Source organism: Muribacter muris (assembly GCF_004569585.1).
GTDB classification, from domain to species: Bacteria; Pseudomonadota; Gammaproteobacteria; order Enterobacterales; family Pasteurellaceae; genus Muribacter; species Muribacter muris.
On sequence record NZ_SPPA01000003.1, the window covers coordinates 126,902 to 148,072 of the forward strand.

Annotated in this window: 16 protein-coding genes and 1 pseudogene; 8 read left to right on the forward strand and 9 right to left on the reverse strand. The window is 47.6% G+C overall.

The window, feature by feature from the left end; all coding sequences use genetic code 11:
* Positions 1-7 precede the first annotated feature (7 nt).
* Together hemN and lptD are read left to right on the forward strand one after the other, a co-directional pair.
* A complete protein-coding gene (hemN, locus tag E4T80_RS02310; protein ID WP_135054578.1) occupies positions 8-1,375 on the forward strand; it encodes an oxygen-independent coproporphyrinogen III oxidase in 1,368 nt (455 codons plus the stop codon).
* 68 nt (positions 1,376-1,443) lie between these two features.
* Positions 1,444-3,777, forward strand: a complete 2,334-nt coding sequence (gene lptD, locus E4T80_RS02315; RefSeq protein WP_135054580.1) for an LPS assembly protein LptD — start codon at positions 1,444-1,446, stop codon at positions 3,775-3,777.
* A 44-nt stretch (positions 3,778-3,821) separates the two neighbouring features.
* On the opposite strand, the gene yfbV is transcribed toward lptD, so the two are convergent.
* A complete protein-coding gene (gene yfbV, locus E4T80_RS02320) occupies positions 3,822-4,256 on the reverse strand; it encodes a terminus macrodomain insulation protein YfbV (protein ID WP_135054582.1) in 435 nt (144 codons plus the stop codon).
* Positions 4,257-4,380: 124 nt separating this feature from the next.
* On the opposite strand from yfbV, the gene E4T80_RS02325 reads away from it, so the two are divergent.
* The 6 genes from E4T80_RS02325 to E4T80_RS02350 all read left to right on the forward strand — a co-directional run bounded on the left by E4T80_RS02325 (position 4,381) and on the right by E4T80_RS02350 (position 9,821).
* Positions 4,381-5,118: a hypothetical protein gene (locus E4T80_RS02325; RefSeq protein WP_135054584.1), complete on the forward strand. Its 738-nt coding sequence runs from the start codon at positions 4,381-4,383 to the stop codon at positions 5,116-5,118.
* Between the two features lie 9 nt (positions 5,119-5,127).
* Entirely contained in the window at positions 5,128-5,679 is a 552-nt protein-coding gene (locus E4T80_RS02330; RefSeq protein ID WP_135054586.1) for a septation protein A, read from the forward strand.
* Positions 5,676-6,113, forward strand: a complete 438-nt coding sequence (yciA, locus tag E4T80_RS02335; protein ID WP_135054588.1) for an acyl-CoA thioester hydrolase YciA — start codon at positions 5,676-5,678, stop codon at positions 6,111-6,113. The genes E4T80_RS02330 and yciA overlap by 4 nt, the downstream gene beginning before the upstream one ends.
* A 25-nt stretch (positions 6,114-6,138) precedes the next feature.
* Positions 6,139-6,435: a YciI family protein gene (locus tag E4T80_RS02340; protein ID WP_047976711.1), complete on the forward strand. Its 297-nt coding sequence runs from the start codon at positions 6,139-6,141 to the stop codon at positions 6,433-6,435.
* Between the two features lie 100 nt (positions 6,436-6,535).
* Positions 6,536-9,418: a bifunctional [glutamate--ammonia ligase]-adenylyl-L-tyrosine phosphorylase/[glutamate--ammonia-ligase] adenylyltransferase gene (gene glnE, locus E4T80_RS02345; RefSeq protein WP_135054590.1), complete on the forward strand. Its 2,883-nt coding sequence runs from the start codon at positions 6,536-6,538 to the stop codon at positions 9,416-9,418.
* Between the two features lie 13 nt (positions 9,419-9,431).
* A complete protein-coding gene (locus E4T80_RS02350) occupies positions 9,432-9,821 on the forward strand; it encodes a hypothetical protein (protein WP_135054592.1) in 390 nt (129 codons plus the stop codon).
* Between the two features lie 428 nt (positions 9,822-10,249).
* On the opposite strand, the gene E4T80_RS02360 is transcribed toward E4T80_RS02350, so the two are convergent.
* The 8 genes and pseudogenes from E4T80_RS02360 to E4T80_RS02395 form a co-directional block, all read right to left on the reverse strand.
* Positions 10,250-10,609, reverse strand: a complete 360-nt coding sequence (locus E4T80_RS02360; RefSeq protein ID WP_228064824.1) for a hypothetical protein — start codon at positions 10,607-10,609, stop codon at positions 10,250-10,252.
* A 72-nt stretch (positions 10,610-10,681) separates the two neighbouring features.
* Positions 10,682-17,386 (reverse strand): phage tail protein, encoded by a 6,705-nt coding sequence (locus E4T80_RS02365; RefSeq protein ID WP_135054594.1) that lies wholly within the window; start codon positions 17,384-17,386, stop codon positions 10,682-10,684.
* A 9-nt stretch (positions 17,387-17,395) separates the two neighbouring features.
* Positions 17,396-18,229 carry a tail assembly protein gene (locus E4T80_RS02370; RefSeq protein WP_322783246.1) on the reverse strand — a complete coding sequence of 278 codons (834 nt, stop codon included), beginning with the start codon at positions 18,227-18,229 and terminating at the stop codon, positions 17,396-17,398.
* Positions 18,166-18,927, reverse strand: a complete 762-nt coding sequence (locus E4T80_RS02375) for a C40 family peptidase (protein WP_135054596.1) — start codon at positions 18,925-18,927, stop codon at positions 18,166-18,168. Before E4T80_RS02375 ends, E4T80_RS02370 begins: the two co-directional genes overlap by 64 nt.
* 341 nt (positions 18,928-19,268) lie before the next feature.
* Positions 19,269-19,982: a phage minor tail protein L gene (locus tag E4T80_RS02380; protein ID WP_135054598.1), complete on the reverse strand. Its 714-nt coding sequence runs from the start codon at positions 19,980-19,982 to the stop codon at positions 19,269-19,271.
* On the reverse strand, positions 19,979-20,311 hold the full coding sequence (locus E4T80_RS02385) for a phage tail protein (RefSeq protein WP_135054599.1): 333 nt from the start codon (positions 20,309-20,311) through the stop codon (positions 19,979-19,981). The genes E4T80_RS02380 and E4T80_RS02385 overlap by 4 nt, the downstream gene beginning before the upstream one ends.
* Before the next feature lie 9 nt (positions 20,312-20,320).
* A complete protein-coding gene (locus E4T80_RS02390; RefSeq protein ID WP_135054601.1) occupies positions 20,321-20,527 on the reverse strand; it encodes a hypothetical protein in 207 nt (68 codons plus the stop codon).
* 15 nt (positions 20,528-20,542) lie between these two features.
* Positions 20,543-20,941: pseudogene (locus E4T80_RS02395) on the reverse strand (tape measure protein); the annotation flags it as partial.
* Positions 20,942-21,171 lie beyond the last annotated feature (230 nt).

A 21,171-nucleotide genomic window follows, 5' to 3' on the forward strand; every position in this document is an offset into this window, starting at 1 on the left:
GTTTTTTATGTCAGAGATTATTTGGGATAGTGCGCTTATCCAAAAATATAACCAATCCGGCCCTCGTTATACCTCCTATCCGACCGCATTAGAGTTTAACGAAGCCTATAATAATGATGATTTCCAAGCGGCAGCGGCACGTTATCCGAACAAGCCGCTCTCTTTATATGTGCATATTCCGTTTTGTCATAAGCTCTGCTATTTCTGCGCCTGTAATAAAATCATCACCCGCCATCAGCATAAAGTCGATATCTATTTAGATTACCTTGAAAAAGAGATTAAATACCGCGCCGAGCTATTTAAAAACCGGACGGTAACGCAAATTCACTGGGGGGGCGGGACACCGACCTACTTAGATGAAGATCAATCGTTACGCCTAATGGCGATGTTGCGTAAACACTTTAATGTGAGCGATCAAGCGGAAATCAGCATTGAAATGGATCCCCGTGAAATTGAGCTACAAATGTTGGATCATCTGCGGGAAATCGGCTTTAACCGCATCAGTATGGGGATTCAAGATTTCAATAAAGAAGTGCAAAAATTAGTCAATCGAGAGCAAGATGAAGACTTTATTTTTGCCTTAATGAAACGGGCGAGAGAGCTGGGCTTTAGTTCGACCAACATTGATTTGATCTACGGTTTGCCGAAGCAAACGGTTGAAAGTTTTATGTTCACTTTGCAGAAAGTGATTGAGCTGAATCCGGATCGAATGAGCGTGTTTAATTATGCTCACCTGCCGAGCCGTTTTGCCGCCCAGATCAAAATTAAAGACGAAATGTTGCCGCCACCGGAAACGAAATTGGAGATCTTGCAAAAAACGATTGAAACGCTGGATCGTGCCGGTTATAAATTTATCGGAATGGATCATTTTGCCAAACCGGACGATGAACTGGCAATCGCCCAACAAAAAGGCGCATTGCACCGCAATTTCCAAGGTTATACCACTCAAGAAGATGCCGATTTATTGGGAATGGGCGTGTCGGCGATCAGCTTATTGGGCGACAGTTACGCTCAAAACCATAAAGAGCTGAAACAATATTATGCCGATGTCGAAACCCGTGGCATTGCCCTGCATAAAGGGCTGACAATGACCAAAGACGACTGTTTACGCCGTGATGTGATTAAAGCGCTAATTTGTAATTTTAAGCTGGATTATGCCTCACTGGAAAGCCTATATCAGATTGATTTCAAACGCTATTTTGCCGAAGATTTGGCACTGCTTGCCCCGTTGGCGAAAGACGGCTTATTGACGATCGGCGAAGATACCCTGCAAGTATCGCCGCGTGGGCGGTTGTTAATCCGCAATATCTGTATGTGTTTTGATATTTATTCACGTCAGCAGGCAAAAAGACAGCAATTTTCAAGAATTATTTAGTCGGACAAGCGGTCGGATTTGCAGAATTTTTAGCAAAACGCACCGCTTGTGAATAAAAGGATAAGACGATGAAACACTACCGTTACAGCTTACTTTCCGTTGCCATAATCACGGCTTGTTATAGCCAGTACGCCGCCGCCGATTTAAGACACCAATGTTTATCCGGCGTGCCGCATTTTGAGGGGGAAGTGCTAACGGGCGACCAAACCCAAATGCCCGTATATATTGAGGCGGACAATGCGCTCATCAATCAACCGACCGATGCAACCTATACCGGTGATGTCAGCATTAAACAGGGCAATCGCACGGTTTGGGCGGATCAGGTTCGGGTGGAACAGAATGGCGGTCAAGCCCGTACTGCATATTTAAACGGTCGATTTGATTATCGGGATAATTTGATTAGGGCGACCGGACAAAATGCCCAGATTGATTTAACCGGCAATCACGCTACTCTCGGCAATGCGGACTACCAATTAGTCGGTCGTCAAGGGCGGGGGACGGCGGAGAGCGTCTCCGCCAACGAGCAAACCCGCATTTTAAAAAATGCTTCCTTCACCGCCTGCTTGCCGAATGACAATGCGTGGTCGATTGATGCGAGTGAGATGATACAACACGTCAAGGAAGAGTATGCAGAGTTATGGCACGCTCGCTTTCGGGTAATGGGCGTGCCGGTGTTTTATTCCCCATATCTGCAATTCCCTATCGGTGATCGCCGCCGTTCAGGGTTACTCATTCCGAATGTGGGGCGTTCGAGCCGCGACGGTTATTACTATTCCCAGCCGATTTATTGGAATATTGCGCCGAATATGGACGCAACGATTACGCCGACTTACTATACTCGGCGTGGCTGGCAAATCAGCCCTGAATTTCGTTATCTGACCGCTTTCGGCGAAGGTAAAATGGCAGGAGAGTATGTAAAACGGGATCGCCTGCCGAGCTGGACGGAAAAAGATCGTTCCCGCCATTTATTCTTCTGGCAACATAATGTCAATTTTCTTAGCGATTGGCGTTTTTCGGTCGATTATACCCACGTCAGCGATAAACGCTATTTTTCGGATTTTGATTCCGCTTACGGCAACAGTACCGACGGCTACGCTACGCAGAATTTTAAGTTAGGTTACTTCCAGCCCCATTATAATATTTCGATTTCTGGAAAACGTTTCCAAACCTTTGATGACTCCGGCTCGAAACCTTATCGGGTATTGCCGAAAGTGGAGCTGAATTATTATAAAAATGATTTGGTTAAACACGGTGATTTCAGCCTGTATGCCCAATCCGCTTACTTTGCTAACGACAGTAAAGAGATGCCGACGGCGTGGCGTTTCCATCTTCAACCGGCGTTAAATTTCCCGTTGGCGAACCGTTATGCGAGTCTGAATTTAGAGACTAAATTGTATGCCACCCATTATTTACAGAAAAAGGGCGGGGCTGAAAATGCTGAAGCGATTGAACGTAGCGTAACCCGTGTGTTACCGCAACTGAAATTGGATTTGAAAACCGTTTTGAGTGCGAAACAAAATGTGTTTAGTGGCTTTTCACAAACTTTTGAGCCTCGTGTGCAATATCTTTACCGCCCGTATAAAAACCAAGCGAATATCGGCTCGCAACGCCAATCCAGTTTAGGTTTAGGCTATGATTCCGCCCTTTTACAGCAGGACTATTATGCGTTATTCAACGATCGCCGTTATAGCGGTTTAGATCGAATTGCTTCGGCAAATCAAATTACCGCAGGGGGAACAACCCGTTTCTTCAGTAATGAAACGGGGGAGGAAGTGTTTAATTTTAGTGCAGGGCAAATTTATTATCTCAGCCCGTCAAAAATTGACAGCACTTCAATTAACAGTACCGCAAAGCGTTCTTCATCTTGGGCGTTGGAATCAAACTGGAAGTTCCACCCGAAATGGAACTGGCACGGCGGCTATCAATACGATACCCGCTTAAACGAAACGTCTTTGGCGAATATGGCATTGCAATATAAACCGAAAGCGAACAACGTGGTGCAGCTAAATTATCGCTATGCAAGCAAAAACTATATTGACCAGAATTTAAGCTCTAACCGTTATGGTCAGGATATTAAACAGGTCGGTGCGGTGATTGGTTGGGAATTAACCGATAGTGTGTCGATGATGGCAAGCCATTACCGTGATATTGCACTGAAAAAGCCGGTTGAAAGCCAGTTGGGGCTAACCTATAACACTTGCTGCTGGAGTGCGACATTCTACGCTACTCGTAAATTAACGGCAACGCCGGAAGGAAAACCTGATACCCTGAACGATTTTTACTACGACAACCGTTTTGGGCTGAATTTTGAATTGCGTTTTGGGAGCGGTTATAACAGTGGTGTATCCAGAATGTTGAAACGGGGAATGATTCCTTATACGGAAGCCTTTAATATCAATTAAGAGACGGACATAAAAGGGCGCATTAGCGTCCTTTTTTGTTGGTGTTAAAGTTCGTCAAAATAAGCGTTGCCCCACGTTTTTTCGGCAAGGTGCAACAAATTTGCAAAATCTTGGTAGGAAGGCACCGCTTGATCGGCAATGCGGTGGCGCTCGCTGATCAGTTTTTGGCGTAATGTTTCGTACCATTCAAGCAGCGAGAGCGGCAGGGGCGATTTTGCCCGTCTGCCGAGCCAAAATAAGCCTTGAAACGGAATACTTAACGCAAAAAGTGCGGTAAGAGTGGCATTGGCAAGGATCGACTGTGTGGGATCGTTGAAAAAGTATTGCCAACTAATCGCAAAACAGACAAATGCCGGCATTGCTCGGCTGGCAAATTTGATGAGGCGAATCAGACGGTAATCGGGCATAAACAGGCTGAGCTTTTTCTGGTTTGGGTAGGTATTTAGATAATGCTGTCCGGCTTGTAACGTTTGGTACATAGGCTGCCTCTGTGAGAAAAAGTCAGCGTATTGTAACCAACTGATAAAAATCTACAATAGCGAAGTGAGCCAACAGTTGCTATACTTTAGCCCGTTTTTATCGTTAATTTTTCAAGGAAAGGTAATGCCGATTCAATTTCCAACATTATTGCAAGATAGCTGGAATTTTATCCGAAATCAGCGCAATTTCACGTTTATTGGGCTGGGACTACTGATGTTAGTTCAGCTTCTGCTGTTTTATTTTACCCCTAAACTCGCCATTGATCCGACAACATTAACCCCCGAAATGTTAGATAAATATGCCAGGGAGTCTTTACTGGCATCATTGCCCGTATTACTGATTTCTGCTATCGGCATTTTGCTTCATATCTTGTTAGTGATGAATATAAAATCGATTAACAACGGGCAGTATCACCATTTTTTCCAACATATCGGCACGGCATTTGCACGAATACTGCCGTTTATCGGGCTCTATATTTTAATGTCGCTACCAATGTCTGTCGGGTCGGCAGCTCTTGTTGCAGGGGCAGCGGGCGGTTTCTCCATCATCGCCTTTCCACTGATGATAACGGGTATTTTTATCTTTGTGAAATGGTGTTTGGCTGCCTATGTCTATTTAGTTGAAGAACCGCAAAAAAGGGTGTTTGAAACATTATCGTTTACTTGGCAGATGAGCCGCGGAAAAATGGGGATTCTTTTTCTGTTTTGCCTATTAAGCTATCTTTTTCCGACGGTGATCACATCGTTGATTGGGAATATTGGGGGAATCGGCAGAGTGTTATCACATATTGTCGCAGCCTTTTTAAGCCTGTTTGTTACAGTGTTTGGCTTCCGCTTCTATCAGGCTTACCGCCAAATTTAAGGAAGAAAAATGAAACAATTACTTGAATTTATCCCGCTGATTTTATTTTTTATTGTTTATAAAAGCTACGGCGTGCAAGAGGCGGCGTTAGTGCTGGTTGCAGCCACCCTTGTTCAGCTTATCGCATTAAAAGTCTTGTATAAAAAAATTGAAAAATCCCAATGGATTATGGGGATTGCGGTGGTATTCTTCGGTTTATTAACCGCCTATTTTAATGACCTTGCCTTTTTGAAATGGAAAGTAACCCTGATTAACGGCTTGTTTGCGGCGGCGTTATTGATTAGCCAATTTGTTTTTCACAAACCGCTGGTGCAAATGTTACTCGGCAAAGAACTACGCTTACCGCCGGACGTGTGGGGTAAATTAAATTTAGGCTGGGCGGGCTTTTTTATCGTCTGTATGCTCGTCAATCTGATTATCAGCCACTATTTTTCTGACGATGTATGGACGAATTTCAAAGTGTTCGGCTTAACCGGTTTAAGTTTAGTTGCCGTGGTCGCTACCGGTTTTTACCTTTACCCCTATTTAAAACAACACACTCAAGATGAGGAAAAAGAATGACAACTAATGTTGAAAAGCGCCAACCCGAAGGGACACTGATTTTACGCACTTTAGCGATGCCGTCCGACACGAACGCCAACGGCGATATTTTCGGTGGTTGGATTATGTCGCAAATGGATATGGGCGGGGCGATTTTAGCCAAAGAGCTGGCAAAAGGGAGAGTCGTTACCGTTTCGGTTGATAGTATGAGCTTTCTGCGCCCGGTATCGGTTGGTGATGTGGTGTGCTGTTACGGAAAATGCGTCAAAGTCGGACGTTCCTCAATGCAGGTAAAAGTAGAAGTTTGGATTAAACAAGTCTATGAAGGCGTGAAGGATCGCCATTGCGTTACCGAAGCGTTGTTCACTTTTGTCGCCGTGGATAAAAACGGCAGACCTCGCCCCGTGCCCCGTGAAAATAATTTGGAATTAGCGCAAGCCCTTGCGTTGATTTAAGAAGCAACTCAAAGAGGAAATGAGAATGTACTATGTGATTTTTGCCCAAGACAAACCGAATACGTTGGAAAAACGCCTTGCCGTGCGAGAAAAGCATTTAGCTCGGCTCACCCAATTACAAGCGGAAAACCGCCTATTAACTGCCGGCCCGAATCCGGCGATTGATGATGAAAACCCCGGCGAAGCAGGTTTTACCGGCTCAACGGTGATTGCCGAATTTGCGTCATTAGCGGCAGCAAAACAGTGGGCGAGTGAAGATCCCTATGTGGAAGCGGGCGTTTACGGCGAGGTGATCGTCAAACCGTTTAAAAAAGTGTTCTAACGCTTGCTGCAAGCGGTCGGTTTGGGCTGAAAATATACAAACAGTCCAAACGGTTTCGGGGCGAAAACGCCCCTTTGATTACCATTCTGAATAAAACGTTATGTCATTTTTTAGCCACGCTGAACAGGCGCTCGCCTCACTGATTCATCAACACGATTTAACAATCGATTTGCACATTTTGCTCGCCAACCGACCGCTTGTTACTGCCGTGGCGATGTCCGATTTTGTATTCCAACAACTGCAAAAACAGCCCGACTTATTCACGGCGTGGTTGGCAAAACCGCCGACTATGGCTGATTGCAGTCATTATGCCGAGCGGCTTGAAGCCTTATTAGCAGAAGTGAATGATGAAACGGCGTTACACTGCATTTTACGCCAATTTCGCCATCGGGAAATGGCGGCATTGAGCTTTGTACAGTCAAATAATCTCGCCTCGCCGCAACAGCTGTTCGAGGCGTTGTCCGACCTTGCCGAAGCCCTGATTTTAGCCGCTCGGGATTGGCTGTTTGCCCGCTTGTGTGCCGAGTATGGCACGCCGATGAACAGCGAAGGGGAAATCCAACATTTGCTGATTTTGGGAATGGGCAAGTTGGGCGGGCGTGAGCTGAATTTCTCTTCCGATATTGATCTGATTTTTACCTATCCGGATATGGGGGAAACGGTCGGCGGGCGTAAACCGATGGATAACGGCAAATTTTTTACCCGCTTGGGACAACGTTTAATTCGGGCATTGGACGAGATCACGCTAGACGGCTTTGTTTATCGCACAGATATGCGGCTACGCCCCTTTGGTGATAGCGGGGCATTGGTGTTGAGCTTCAACGCAATGGAAGATTACTACCAAGAGCAAGGGCGGGATTGGGAACGCTATGCAATGATCAAGTCGAAAATCCTCGGCGAAAATGCACAGGATATTAACCATCGCTACCTCAAGCAGTTGCTGCGTCCATTTGTGTACCGCCGCTACCTTGATTTCAGCGCGATTCAATCCTTGAGGGAGATGAAGCATAAAATCAGCCGAGAGGTGATGAGACGGGGGCTGACGGATAATATCAAACTCGGCGCAGGCGGGATTCGGGAGGTGGAATTTATCGTGCAGACCTTCCAAATGATGCGTGGCGGGCGGGATAAAATTCTCCAGCAACGCAGTTTATTGGTGGTATTGCCTCAGTTGGCAGCCTTGCAATTATTGAGCGAAGCACAGGTAGCACAACTACGGGAAGCCTATCTGTTTTTACGCCACGTTGAAAATCTGCTACAAGCCATCGGCGATCAGCAAACGCAAACCTTACCGAGCGATGAACGGGATCGGCAACGCCTCGTATTTGGCTGCCGAATGTGGTTGGAGGGTGAACAAAGCAGCCATAACTGGCAGGCGTTTTTAGCGTGTTTAGCGGCACATCAAGGTAATGTACGGGCAATTTTTGATGAGTTGGTCGGCGAAGATGACAATCAAGAGAGTAGCGACAATCCACAGTTTGCGATGTGGCGAGATGTGTTGCATTATCAAATCAATCAAGAAGAACTGGCGGCTTGCTTGCAACATTATCCGGTGGCGGAGCAGGATTATGCGGACATTTACCAGCAACTTTTTAGCACCTTTCAAGAGTGGGTAAAACGCCCAATCGGTGTGCGGGGGCGGGAGGTACTACGCAAATTGATGCCGAAAGTGGCGGACGCCATTTTTAACGAACCGAATTACCTCGTGTTACTGCCTCGTATTTTGACGATCATTGATAAAATCACCACGCGTACCACCTACTTGGAATTATTGCTCGAAAAAGAGCAGATCTTGCCGCAACTGCTCACGCTGTGCGGGCAATCAATGATGATTGCCGAGCAAATTGCCCGTTATCCGATGCTGTTGGACGAGCTGATTATCCAAAAAAGCCTGACACAAGTGATTGATTTAGCCGATTATGCACCGGCGCTGCAAACCTATTTGATCCGCATTCCCGAAGAGGACGAAGAAGCTCTGATTGACAGCTTGCGGCAATTTAAACAAAGCCACCTGTTACGCATTGCTGCAGCGGATATTCTCGGTGTATTACCGGTGATGAAGATCAGCGATCATCTCACCTATCTCGCCGAGGCGATTATTGAAGCGGTGGTGAATATCGCTTGGCGGCAAGTGAGCCGACGTTTCGGGCATCCGGAACATTTAGCAGACGATGAAAAAGATTTTGTTGTGATCGGCTATGGTAAACTCGGCGGGATCGAACTGGGCTACAATTCCGATCTCGATCTGGTGTTTCTGCATAATGCACCGGCACAAAGTGAAACGGTCGGCGGCAAAAAAAGCATTTCCAGCCACCAGTTTTACTTAAAATTAGCCCAAAAAATCAACGGTATTTTTAATCTGAACACCAGTGCCGGCGTGCTGTACGAAGTGGATATGCGCCTGCGCCCGTCCGGCGAAGCGGGGCTGTTAGTCAGCACTTTCAGTGCCTATGCGGAGTATCAGAAAAATGAGGCGTGGACGTGGGAAACGCAAGCATTGGTGAGAGCGAGGGCAGTGTACGGCGAACAGACGTTACGTCAAAAGTTTGAACAAATTCGTGCCGAAACCCTCTGTTTGCCACGGGCAAGCGGTGCGTTACGCGCGGAAATTTGCACAATGCGGGAAAAAATGTTCGCCCACTTAGGTACTGGGGGCGAAACCCAATTTCACCTGAAAACCGATCGAGGTGGGGTTACCGATATTGAATTTATCGCACAATATTTTGTCCTGAATTATGCCAATGCGTTTCCGCAAATGGCAGTATGGTCGGATAACGTGCGGATTTTTGACAGTGCGATTGAGGCGGGGATTATCGATGAACCACAAGGTCAAGCCCTAAAAGCTTGTTACACCGACTTACGCAATCAAATTCATCATCTCAATTTACTCAACCAGCCGAGCTGTGTCGATGCCGCACAATTTTGCCGTGAGCGTGAAATTGTCCGACAAGCGTGGCAGCAGTGGCTGGAAAAGAGCGTTTAGCACGGGAGGACAAATGAAAATCATACAGTTAATGAGCGTTGTTACTGTAGCGGGCATTTTGGCAGGCTGCGCCTTAACCCCTGAACAGAAAGCGGAACGGGCAGCGAAGCGGCTCAAAGCCGAGCAGGCATTGCAAGTTAGCTTGGCAAAGCAGTGTGATGTGGCAACCGCCGAGTTAATGCAGGCAAAATTCAACCCGCCACTTGAGCCGCTTTCAGCGAAGCAACAGGCAGAGTTTGACAAACAATATGTGGAAAAGGTGAATGCATCGGTGTTCCAAGCCTGCTATAAATTGGCGTGGCAAAATTACCAAGCCCAACAAGAGTTAGACAGGCTGCAACGTTACTACGATGACGACTTCCGCTTTTTCGGCTTTCGGCGTTTTTGTCATCTATGTTGGTAACTAAATAGCGACAAGCGGTGATTTTGTAAGGTTTTTTTGCAAAAATCTAGCTAAGTCTGATAATACAAGGCTTGAGTAAATGAAATTGTTCCGAAAAAATGTGAGATTTCTTGATTTTTTACCTAGATTTATCAAGAAGTTGTAATTTATTTCGGAACAGATTTAAGGTGATTGAATATCGTTACAAGGCTTAAATTAGATTGAATTATAACCTTTATTTTTCTAAGTCATTTTGTTGTTCCCTTTCTTTCCCAAATAGCCACGCTTTAATAGGGTGTCCGTTTTTGAGCATACACTTCTGTAATTTGCGATCAGCGTCTCTTCGGCTGACTTGCCTGTTTTTGCCATAATCTCTATCGTGCTGATGACAGCAATTGTTGATGTCTGACGGGGCAGATTTCCACCCCGTGCAGTAATCGCGTTTGTGTTTAGCCGTTATTTGGTTCTGTCTCTTTGACTTTGCCCCCGCTGAAAAGGTACGGATCAACCCAACCGTAGTATTTTTCCTCCGGTTCAGCATAATCCTGTGGTAACGGTTGGATAAGTTGCTGATAAGCCCAATCCACCACGTTTTCCGCCATTGTCGGGCAGTGATTGAGAGAAAGGGTAATCGGCGAACCGACCGGCTCTTTGCCCGCCTCTTTGGTTTTGCGGGAGATATAGCTCTCAATGGTAACGGACACATATTTATTTTTGTAATCCGCATTGACGGCGGTGATTTCGTGGTATTTCACGTCCGCACCGGTGTGCGCATCTTCAATGGTTTTTTCAATGTATTTAATCGTCATAACAGACTCCTGTTTTGTGGTTAATGATATAAAAAAGACCGCTTGAGAGAGACTGCAAGCGGTCGGTTGAAGTTAGAGCCCTATGTTAATAAGGGAAGCATTTGACATTACTGTAATGGTAGCTTTTATTCCGAATGTTTGACCTCCTTCACCATTCCCCCAATAGCCAATTGAAATTTGTCCGCTAACGTTTGGTGGAATAATTACAACACCACCTGAAATATGCCCAACAGAAGAATGAACGAAAAACTCTCTTTTTTGGGTATTGTCATAATAGCGACCGTTATCCAAATTCGTTTGATTAAACATATTACTACCGCTATTTAAGAAGTAGTAAGTAGGACTCCTTAACCCATTACTTTCCAGTACATAGCCATCTATATTTAATAGTCGCCTTGATTTTGCCGGAAACAAATGGATTGTCGTTCGATATTCAAAGAGCGTGCCTGATTCGTGGGAGCCGTAGCTCGTTCTGATATTTGAATATCGTCTTGAATGTCCCGTTCTTTGTAGGGTTCTTTCAACAACCTCGTAAATATTTCCGCCTATTAACTGAGTGACTTCCAACGCACCGGTAAATCGCCCTGTTGCACTTTCAATATGAACACCCTTAATCGTTCCCCCATTGATAGTTCCGCCATTAATGACAGCGCCTGTAATTGTCGTACCTTCGATATAACCCGATTTAACGTGCCCAAGATTGGCACTGACAGCAGAGAGTGATTGAATATTCAATTTCTCTGCCCCAATGGAACGGGCTTGAATATGGTGAGAAGCATTAATTGCACCGGCACGAATATGATTAGCGGCTACGGCATCGGTTGTCAGGTGGTTAGTTGTGATAGAGCCTGCCGCAATCTGTTGTGCTGTGACAGAACCAGTGATAATTTGCCCACCGTCAATCATCGTTAGCCCACCCGGTTTCCACGGAGACGGCTGCGTAATTGTATCCGGTACTTCTTCCAACATTGCCCGCATCATAATTAAGCAACGCCGCCCTTGTCCCCAGTCGCCGGCAATCAGCCTCACCCGCCCCGTGTCCGGTGCGACAAAGGTGATTGAAAAGCGTGTCGCATTGGCTAAACCATTATGCATATTGCCTGCGCCGGTTTGGGTTTGATGTCGGCTAATCGCAGGTAAAACACCAAGATATCGTCCTGTGTGGTCGGTTTTCTCGGCATTGACCCGCATTGTGCCGGAATGAAGTGAGCCATAAAACGAGAATATATAGCGCTTGCCCGGTAGCACACTCACATCTTGTGCCACACAAACTGCCCAACCTGTATAACCGTTAGGTGCTGTTCTGTCCCAGTTCAAACAGCGTTCAAATTTGGCATCAATATTTCCGCCTAGCCATTCACCGCCACTGCCCAGTTGGAGAGAGCCATTATGCCAACCGCCTGCGTGTTCTCCCCAACCAAATGGTCGTCCGTCTTTGTCTGGTAGGAAAGTCGGGTTCACTAATAAGTTACCACCCAATCCAATCGCCAGCTTATCCGCCGACACTTGTCCGGCGGCTAAATGCTCGGTACGAACAGCACCTGCCTGCAATGCACCGGTGGTTACAGAATTTGCAGCCAGTTTGGTGGCGGTAATGGAACCGTCTGCGACCAAATCCCCGTGAATAGCGACTTTGTTGTTTACCACATTAAACATCGGCTTGACCGTGCCGTCTTGGGCATTTTTGACGACACCGAAACGGTCGGCCATCACAATCACCGAGCTTTCAGCGGTGCGGTTATCGGCAGTTGCCCCTAGCGCAATCCCCGCAATCGCCGTACGACCACCGGCAATCGCTTGCGCTTTAATCGTATGGGTGGATCGTACTTTGTCATTGAGTTCGGCAACAGTTCGGCTGGCGGCGGTAACCTCCGCCCGAATGCCTGTGAGTGCCGTCTCGGTATCTTCCGGTGCAGGCGTCCAGTCCGTACTTACTGTGCCTTTTTCAAGCTTGATTTGCCGAATTGTATTGGTTGAGGTCGCTTCACGCGGATAAAAATAGACGTTTAAGTGGGTATCATTTGGAGTACGTTCGGTGTTACCGTTCATCGGCTTTTTCCATTTTCCCTTACCTTGATACACCCCATCGGCAATTTTTTCCAAGCGGGCGATTTCATTAAACCCGTGTGAGTTATATGCACCAATGCCCGTGCGCCCTTCGCCCAAATCCCCCCATAATGTAATCACCACATCCTCACCGACTTTCGGTGCTGTCGTGAGTACATAGCGAGTGGAGTAACCGTCTGCCGAATACGGCACAGCAGAGCCTTTTAACAGGTTTCTGCCACCGACACTTAAATTGTTCAGGCTGGCACTTAGCGTCTGAAGTTGCTCCGCCGTTGCCGAAGTCGCATTACTGATAGTTTGGCGCAAATCCGATAACCCGCCTTCCGCTTGCCCGACACGTCCGTTGAGTTGCGTCAGTTGCTGGGCTGTGGCAGCTTCTTTGGTCGCTTGGGTTTGCTGGTAAACAGTCAGATTGGCAGAGACTTTTGCAATGTCGCTGTCCGTATCTTCCGGTGCAGGCGTCCAGTCCGTACTTACTGTGCCTTTTTCAAGCTTGATTTTCCGCAGTTTGAAAGTGTGTCCTGCCATTAGGCTGTCGGCATTAAAAATTAAGCGTGAGCCTTTGTAGTGTGCTGGTTTATCCCGATTAGCGGTAAAGGTAAACTGATATTTCACCCACTGGCTTGATGCCGTAATCGTCATTCGGTGATTCGCCGTATCGACCCGAGCACCTTGTGTGACATCATACGCCAGTGCAATACCCAGCCGGGTATCCGCACTGCTTTGAGCTTCAAATGAAAGCGTAAATGTCTGCCCGTTTTCAATCGTGTTAAGCAACGGATTAGGCGTTGCGCCATTTAAAACGTAACCGCAGCATTGCCACTGTTTCCATTTGATTGTACTGTCCGAGCCCCCCTGCCAAATCAACGCACCGTCAATCTGACCGCGCGCAGTTGAGCGACTGTCTTTGGTAAATCGCCAATAATCGGCAACAGGGTGCGAACCGACAAGGTAATTCCGTCCGCCCACCTGAATACCGTCAATCGCCGTGCGGGTATCCGCCTGCCAAACAGCTTGCAACTGCTGTTGGGCAAGGCTGGCAACTTCTTCTTTGCTTGCCTTAGTCTGTTGAATGGTATTCAACGAGGTTTCGGCATTGCCCATTCGCCCGGTCAGTGTGTTTAACTGCGACGTAGTCGCGCTGTTGAGCTCGCTTAAGCTTTGTTGGGTGGTCGTGATTTTCCCTTCTGCCTGCCCTAGACGAGAGGTTAGTCCCGATAGCTGTGTGGCTTGGGCTTGTTCCTTGCCCGCTTGCGTGCTTTTGTAAGCGGTCAGTTCCGCCCCAATGTTTGCAACGGTAGTGTCCAAGTCTTCCGGCGCGGGTGTCCAGTCGGTCGAAATATTACCGATTTCGAGCTTAACCTGCTTAATCGTATTGTCTGATGTCACGCTTCTTGGGTAAGCGTAAATATTCAGGTGTGTCGATAAAGCGTTGTCTTTCTCCTCACGCTCATTAAGCGGATTTCGCCAAGTGAATGTGGCAGAATACACGCCGTCACGGATTTTATTGAGTTTAGCTAATTCTCGGTAGCCGTGGGTATTATAAACCCCAAAGCCTTGTCTGTCGGCTGCCAGTTCTCCCCATAACGTTACCGTAACTTGCTCGCCGACGTCAGGCACTTTACTTAGCGGCCAGTTCGTCATATAACGGTTGCCGGTGTAGTGTCTGTTTGAGTGGCGCAGCAAATTCCGTCCACCTACTTGCAAATTATCTAATTTTGCCGTGAGGGTTTGGCTGACTTCACTCAAAGCCGTAGTTTGATTGGCGACACTGCGTTGAAGTGTGGTAATACCGCTTTCTGCCGCAGAGACACGGGTAGTCAAGACCTCGCGTGCGTTTGCCTCCGCTTGGTCGCCTTGAATGCGGGCTTGACGCTCTGCACTTAAGCCGGTGAGGGCTTGTTCGGCTTTGGTTGTTACCTGTGTAATCTGCTGTGCCTGCTGTTTATCGACGTTTTCCAAGCGGGTTATCGCCGTCCCGCGCGTACGGGCTTCGTCCTGTAGCGCTTTGGTGAGCTTACTGCTTTCCGCCTGAATCGCTTTCGTTCGGTTGGTCGCTTCTGCTTGTAAGGCTTGAGTACGAGCGGTCGCTTCATCTCCTAATGCAGTTTGACGGTCTCGCACTTCTTGGCTGATAGCGTAGCTGTTTCCGTTAATCTGCATAATCAGATCGGTGTCCAATTGCGCTGTCGGGACAATATCACCGGCATTCATTAACCCGATATACGCCGAACCGTTCCAGTTATACTGCTTGCCGTCAGCTAACACATAAATGGTGTTGTGGCCGATAAACTCGGTCGGCAGGTTGTCCACCGTTTTGACCAGTTCCAATCCACGGGCAGGGGCGGCAACATCAAACACTTTATCCACGATATTTTCCGAGAGCTTTTCATTCAGCACCCGCAATTCTTCATCAATATCGACCGCCGTTTCCGCTTTCAGCCCTTGCTCTTGGTAAAAAAGCCCCTTGTTCTGACCGCGTGTATGGCGTAGCCAGTAATAGCGGGTTTTGCGTGGGCCGACATTGTGGGTGTAAGTGCTTGCTAGAACTTTTGCGAGGCGTTTAGCCGTCAAAATATCGTTGGTTTCACTTGCCCAAATTTCCGTTTGAGTAGCATCGTCCCACCATTTCCACGACAGCGTAACATCGGTTAAACCACCGGAGACCATCACCTCTTCCGGGACAGGCGGTCGGTTAATCACAAAGGTTTGCGTTTTTTCGCTTACCACTTGCCCTTGGGCATTTTTGGCGATAATCACCACCTCATATTCGCCGTCCGGTAAATCGTCGAGTGCCAACTCTAATCCGGTTAAGCCCTTGTGGTAGGCATAGAGTTTCCCGTCTTTTAATATCCGCACATCATACGTCAAAGTGCCGATACCGGAGGTGGTCTGCCACGCAAATTTGACGCTGCCGGCATCTAACTGCACGTCCAAATGCTCAAGGCGCGGCGTGCGGTGTAGGGTGGTGTTTCTCGGCTCGAACACCGCACCGTTATCGACAATCGCCTCTTTCTGCGGCTCGTGCTGCAACGCCATAATGGTGTAGCTACCGTCCTCGTTTTCGCTAATCGTCATCGCCCGATACAGTTGCGAACTAATCTGCTGGGTGGTTAAGCTCCACACGCCGTTCACGCTTAAACCGGCAGGCACACGGTCGAGGGTAACGGTATTGCCGTTGGCGTGGCTGATTTTGATATTGACCGGCTTTGCCTCACCGTTGATATACTGAAAATAGCTGTTACCACTGAGGGTAATCTCACGGTCAAGGGTGAGGGTACGACCATTTACCGCTAACACCCGTCCACCGATATTCGCCCCGGCATATTGGGTATCCGCTACTCGAATAATATCGCCCGGAATGTGCATTAACCCTTCCGCCCCGACATTAAAGGTGATGGACTCGGTTTCCAGTTTCTCGGTCATCAAAATCCACAAGCCGGTACGGTGCGCTTGTCCGCGACTTGTGCAACCAAAGGCGGTTACTTTCTTGAGATTTAAGCCGTATTTGCGGATAGCCTCATCGTCTGAGACATACTCAATCGCTTTTTCATAGTTGTTGTCGGCATCAAGGTATTCGACCTGAATGGCATTATGACGGGCTTTCATTGCCGAATACTGACGGGAAAAGCCGCCAATCACATTGGCTGCCGTATACGTCCAGACCGGGTCGGCGGGTCTGTCCATAATCACCGTCAGCTCCGTGCCGTTCCACACCGGCATTGCGCGGAAAATCGAGCAAATATCGTTGATGACTTCATAGGCAGAACGCTGTTCGGTCAGCCACACGTTACAGGTAAAACGCGGTTCTTTGCCGCCGAAGCCGTCCGGTATCAGTTGGTCGCAGTATTGCGCCACTTGATATAACGCCCATTTATCCGCACCGAACTCGCCGAGCCGTTGCCCCAATCCGTAGCGTTTGCTGGTGACCAAATCATACAAAATCCACGCCGGGTTGTTTGTCCACGCGAGCTTAAAAGTACCGTCCCATAAGCCCGTGTAGATGCGTCTAATCGGGTCGTAGTTACTCGGTACTTTTACCTTAATCCCCAACACGTCATAGGTGCGGGTCGGGATATTGGCAAAGTATTGGGAATCAAACTTGATGCCGACCAACGCTGTATGCGGATAAGCAAATGCCGTGTCGATAATCTCGGTATAGGCAGACCAGAGGGTTTTATTTTGCAACCGCAGGCTGTCGCTGTCCGGTTGTACCCGTTCGACTTTAATCGTAAACGGCACAGCGGGCAGATGACCTAGCATTATATTGCGCAGATATTGTGAATGGTGCTTACCGCTGATGGTTAAATATTCAATCTGTTGCCCAATAGTAATCTTAAAATCGACACTTTGCGCACTGTCGCCGCCGTCATCTTCTTGTTTGAATAACGACGTAACTCCTAAAGTGAGCCGTACCCGATTGACTTTCGGGTCGGTAATGGTGCGGGTGAGCGGGATACCGTGTTTTAATTCCGTGCCGACACTGATTTCTTTTTCGGTTTGCCCGAACCGGCTCATTACCGATTGACGGGCTTGACCGAGACGTTGATCGACCTCGACTTTTTCAAAGTTTTTGCCGCGGGTGATGTTTTCAATCGGGGTATTATCTAGATAAATCGAACGGTAGCCGTCCACCAAGCCGGCGATTTCCCCTTCGGAAATCACCTCGACAATACTGACTAGCTGTTTGCTGCGTACTTCTTCGCTCATTGTGTCTCCCTAGAAAATGTCTCTTGCCATTCGGGAATTGCGTTCCCGCTCGCGTTTATCCTGTTCTGCACGATCTTTTTCTTCCCGTTCGGTGCTACGGTGTCTGTCTTCATCAGACGAATGATCGTGGTGTGAGGCAGAAGCTGTACTGTCGGTCGGGGTATTTCCCCTCGCATTGCCTACCCCCCAAACGGACGGTTTACCCGTTGAGGCACTGCCGCCGGTTTGATTATCGCCGTGACGACTGTTGCCATCGACTTCATCAACCGTCTCGACTCCTTGCGAGATAATCATCGAACCGCAGCGGATTTGCCCGTAGGCGAGTGGTATCGGGCGACCTTGTGCCGCCATATTTTGTAGGTTGCCAAAGGCAGTGGAGGATTTTTTCTCACGGCTATCCCCTACGCCGCCCATTGACGGGGTTTTGGTGAGCATTTGAGCCACCCCGCTTAACGCCATTGACGCACCAAACATAAATAACCCGCCTTTGGTAATCAGCCCACCAAATAACCCTGCCGCAGGCACAAAAAATGAAGCACCAATGAGTGCAACGCCTAAGACAAACATACCCAACCCCGCTTTTTTAGCCCCTTTAATGACAGGGGTAAAATGCAACGACATTCCTTTTTTCAGGCGATAAAAAAGCCCTTGTTCAAGGGCTTCGGGGTTTAAATAGTGTTTGCCAATGCGGACTTTATAAAAGCCCTGTTGTAACTGTTGGCGCAGGTTGGGAAGCTGTGCTACTAACGCCCGCACTGCCTCCGCCGTGTCGCGTACGTCTAATTGAAAGTGGTCGCCAAATGCTTTAAGGCGACCGTAAAATCTAACTGTGATAAGTGCCATTCGTTTAATCTCCAAATACTGTGAGTGTGCTTGAGCCAATAGCCGTCGTATAAATCCCGTTTGCTGAGCCGTTTCGGGCCGTGGTGCAAGACCACTTGATCGCCCAAATAGATGCCAGCGTGGTTCGGCACATTTGCGCCAACCTGCATTAAAATCACATCGCCGAGTTGCAAATTTTCACCCTTATCTAACCGCTTGAAGCCGTGCCGTGCCATATTCTCAAGGTAGAGATTCCTGCCGGTCAGCCACCATTCATCAGGGCGTTCAAAGTCAGGTAAGTCCACCCCCGCTAAGAAGTAGAAATCCCGAAACAGGGTGTAGCAATCTTGCTCGCCGTGAACAAATTCCCGCCCGACAAGCGGGGGGATAGTCGGAAAAATCTGCAACTCGCCGTCGCAGACTAACCAAAAATCAAGACGGCAGTTATCCTGCATTTGCCGATCAACTACGGATAACCGCATTTCGCCAAAGGGGTGGGAATGCACTACCGCGATAATCTCACCTTGACGCTCCGCCCGCACGAAATCGTCAGGGGCAATTTCAAAGTAGTTTTCGGGATCAGCTGCCACATTCTCGCAGGGCAGGAATACCGGCTCATTGGTCTGATACCTCAAAATGACAAAACCGCAGGCTTCATCAGGCACTGCGGTTTGGCAATAGGTGATAATTTGGTGTTTTAGCGGGTCAGGGATTGGCATTTTAATATCCTTTGAAAAAAGAAAAGCCCATCGGGCGTTTAACCGAATGGGCTTGTCTGTTATACTGTGTTTAATGCTCTTTGAGCAGAGGCGGATCTGCTAGACAGTCCGCCAGCTACCACCTGTCGGGCTGTTTTGGGTAGATCCATTTGTTCAACTAACGAATGAGATAAAAACAATGAGACGTATTGTTATGCTTATCATCGTTATTCTACTTTGCCTGTTACTCAAAGGTGACACGGCTGGCTTAACGTAGATTTCGCTGGAAACAGGGGACGATTGCAGTCGTTCCCTGTTTTTTATTTTACGACTAAAACAAAATAAGGTCAAATCTCGGTTTATCAACCCAACTTATTCACCGCAATAAACCCGCCATAGTTGCGGGTATTGTTGCGGAGCTGACAACCGCGCAGACAGCCGGAGCATTTGTCTTTTTTGAGGTCGGTGGTCGGTTGGTCTTTTTCATCGGCGACTGCCGGGCCGTTGTAGCCACACTCCGGCGAGCGATACACCCAACCGCACGTTACTAATATCGTGCGGGGGTTGATGACCGCATTGTCCGTTTCGGTCGGCAGAGCAAGGGTAAAGGTGGCGACTTCTGCCGTCAGGGTGGTCAGTTGCTCAATGATATAGTAGCTGACCCGCTCTTGTTGAGGGTCGGCTTCCCGATTGCCGTCTTTGAAATTGACCGCATCAAGAAAACGGGCATAGACCTGCCGCCGACGAACTACCGCGCCCAATCCTTGATCGAAATTGACCGACAATGCCGTGATAAAGCCGTCAAAATTGCTGACGGTTAAGGTCGGGCGGTTACTTGGACCTTGCCCCGATAATTCAAAGCCTTCCGCTTTGACTAAAAACGGGGTGTAAGGGTTGCCCTGCCACACTATCGGCTGGTTTAATGCGTTGTTGCCGGCATAGAAACGGTAGAGTTCACCCCGATCGCCGTTTTTATCCAACAAGCCCCGAAAATCGACTTCGTATAGCTCAATTAACGCCGTTTGCTCCAGTTTGGCGAGTTCTAACTGAAATTTTGCGGTGATATTGGCTGTCATAATACCTCCTCAAATTCACAACTAAATTGAATATGGGTTCTGCCGACAGTTTTTGTCCATTTCGGGCAGACCACTTTAATCAGTGAGCTTTGATGGCGCTCCCGAAAATAAAAGGCAGTTACCGCCCCGTGAGTTGCAAAAAAGCGGTCTAAAATGACCGCTTGTTGGGAATTGAGGTTGAATGTCAGTGAATATTTTCGCAATAGAGGATTGAGTCCGTCTGCCCGCCGTTGTTGGTAGCCGTCGCCAAACTGATTCACTTTGCGGCGGGGTTCGTTTTCCACCGTAAAACCCGGTTGGGGGCAGAAAGGTAGGTGCTGTAATGTCATTTTCCTCCCCTATTTTGAATTTTTGATCAAATGCAAAAAGTCTTGTAAATCATCTAATACTGGTGGTACTGATTCATTATTACTTTTAGCTATATTGCTTTCTAACTCTGATAATAGTGCTATGACCTTATTTCGTTGTTCTTCTGATAAAACAGCGATAATGATGGTTAAAATCGTTCTATTATTTAAAGAGCGTGCATTAATTGTGTTATTCATAATTTAACCTCTGAATTACATTGCATACCGAGATAACTGACCACCTGTTCTAAAATCCTTCATTTGATTTTGACGATAACGTTGATCAGCAATTTTGTCGATTAACTCGACAGTAATTTGTAGATCATTACCACTTTGTGCTGTATTGACCTCCGCCTGCATTGGCTTCCCATTATTGATCACATTGACACTCACATTTGGCTGTGAACTATACCGACTATTCATACTTGGCACTCTCGGCACGGCGACCCCGCCACCACTGGAAAAGCCCCGTTCACCGTAGTTGAGGTAATTGAGATAATCCAGTCCGAGACGGGCAGTGGCTTCTTTGGTGATCACATATTCACCCCGATGCACAATCCCTGCCGGAGTGTATTTTCCACCGTCTCCGGTATAGCCGCCGGTGGCAAAGCCTTTCATAAACGACATATCAAATCCCATCGCTTTACCTCCGGCTTCAATAGCTTTAAAAATCATCATTTTGATGATCATCTTATTGATATCGCTGATAATGTGTCAATGATCTTCCAAAATTGAACCACAAAGATCCTTTAAAAGTGATCCACTTTTATTATTTCTTAATTACGATGTTTAAATCGATAAGATTCATTACCCGTTTCTAAAATATGGCAATGGTGAATTAA

Coding starts and splice junctions, on each gene's coding strand:
- E4T80_RS02340 (WP_047976711.1), top strand. CDS start 6,139: ATGTACTATGTGATTTTTGCCCAAGACAAACCGAATACGTTGGAAAAA.
- E4T80_RS02375 (WP_135054596.1), bottom strand. CDS start 18,927: ATGCCAATCCCTGACCCGCTAAAACACCAAATTATCACCTATTGCCAA.
- yciA (WP_135054588.1), top strand. CDS start 5,676: ATGACAACTAATGTTGAAAAGCGCCAACCCGAAGGGACACTGATTTTA.
- glnE (WP_135054590.1), top strand. CDS start 6,536: ATGTCATTTTTTAGCCACGCTGAACAGGCGCTCGCCTCACTGATTCAT.
- hemN (WP_135054578.1), top strand. CDS start 8: ATGTCAGAGATTATTTGGGATAGTGCGCTTATCCAAAAATATAACCAA.
- yfbV (WP_135054582.1), bottom strand. CDS start 4,256: ATGTACCAAACGTTACAAGCCGGACAGCATTATCTAAATACCTACCCA.
- E4T80_RS02330 (WP_135054586.1), top strand. CDS start 5,128: ATGAAACAATTACTTGAATTTATCCCGCTGATTTTATTTTTTATTGTT.
- E4T80_RS02380 (WP_135054598.1), bottom strand. CDS start 19,982: ATGACAGCCAATATCACCGCAAAATTTCAGTTAGAACTCGCCAAACTG.
- E4T80_RS02390 (WP_135054601.1), bottom strand. CDS start 20,527: ATGAATAACACAATTAATGCACGCTCTTTAAATAATAGAACGATTTTA.
- E4T80_RS02365 (WP_135054594.1), bottom strand. CDS start 17,386: ATGAGCGAAGAAGTACGCAGCAAACAGCTAGTCAGTATTGTCGAGGTG.
- E4T80_RS02350 (WP_135054592.1), top strand. CDS start 9,432: ATGAAAATCATACAGTTAATGAGCGTTGTTACTGTAGCGGGCATTTTG.
- E4T80_RS02385 (WP_135054599.1), bottom strand. CDS start 20,311: ATGACATTACAGCACCTACCTTTCTGCCCCCAACCGGGTTTTACGGTG.
- lptD (WP_135054580.1), top strand. CDS start 1,444: ATGAAACACTACCGTTACAGCTTACTTTCCGTTGCCATAATCACGGCT.
- E4T80_RS02325 (WP_135054584.1), top strand. CDS start 4,381: ATGCCGATTCAATTTCCAACATTATTGCAAGATAGCTGGAATTTTATC.
- E4T80_RS02360 (WP_228064824.1), bottom strand. CDS start 10,609: ATGACGATTAAATACATTGAAAAAACCATTGAAGATGCGCACACCGGT.
- E4T80_RS02370 (WP_322783246.1), bottom strand. CDS start 18,229: ATGGCACTTATCACAGTTAGATTTTACGGTCGCCTTAAAGCATTTGGC.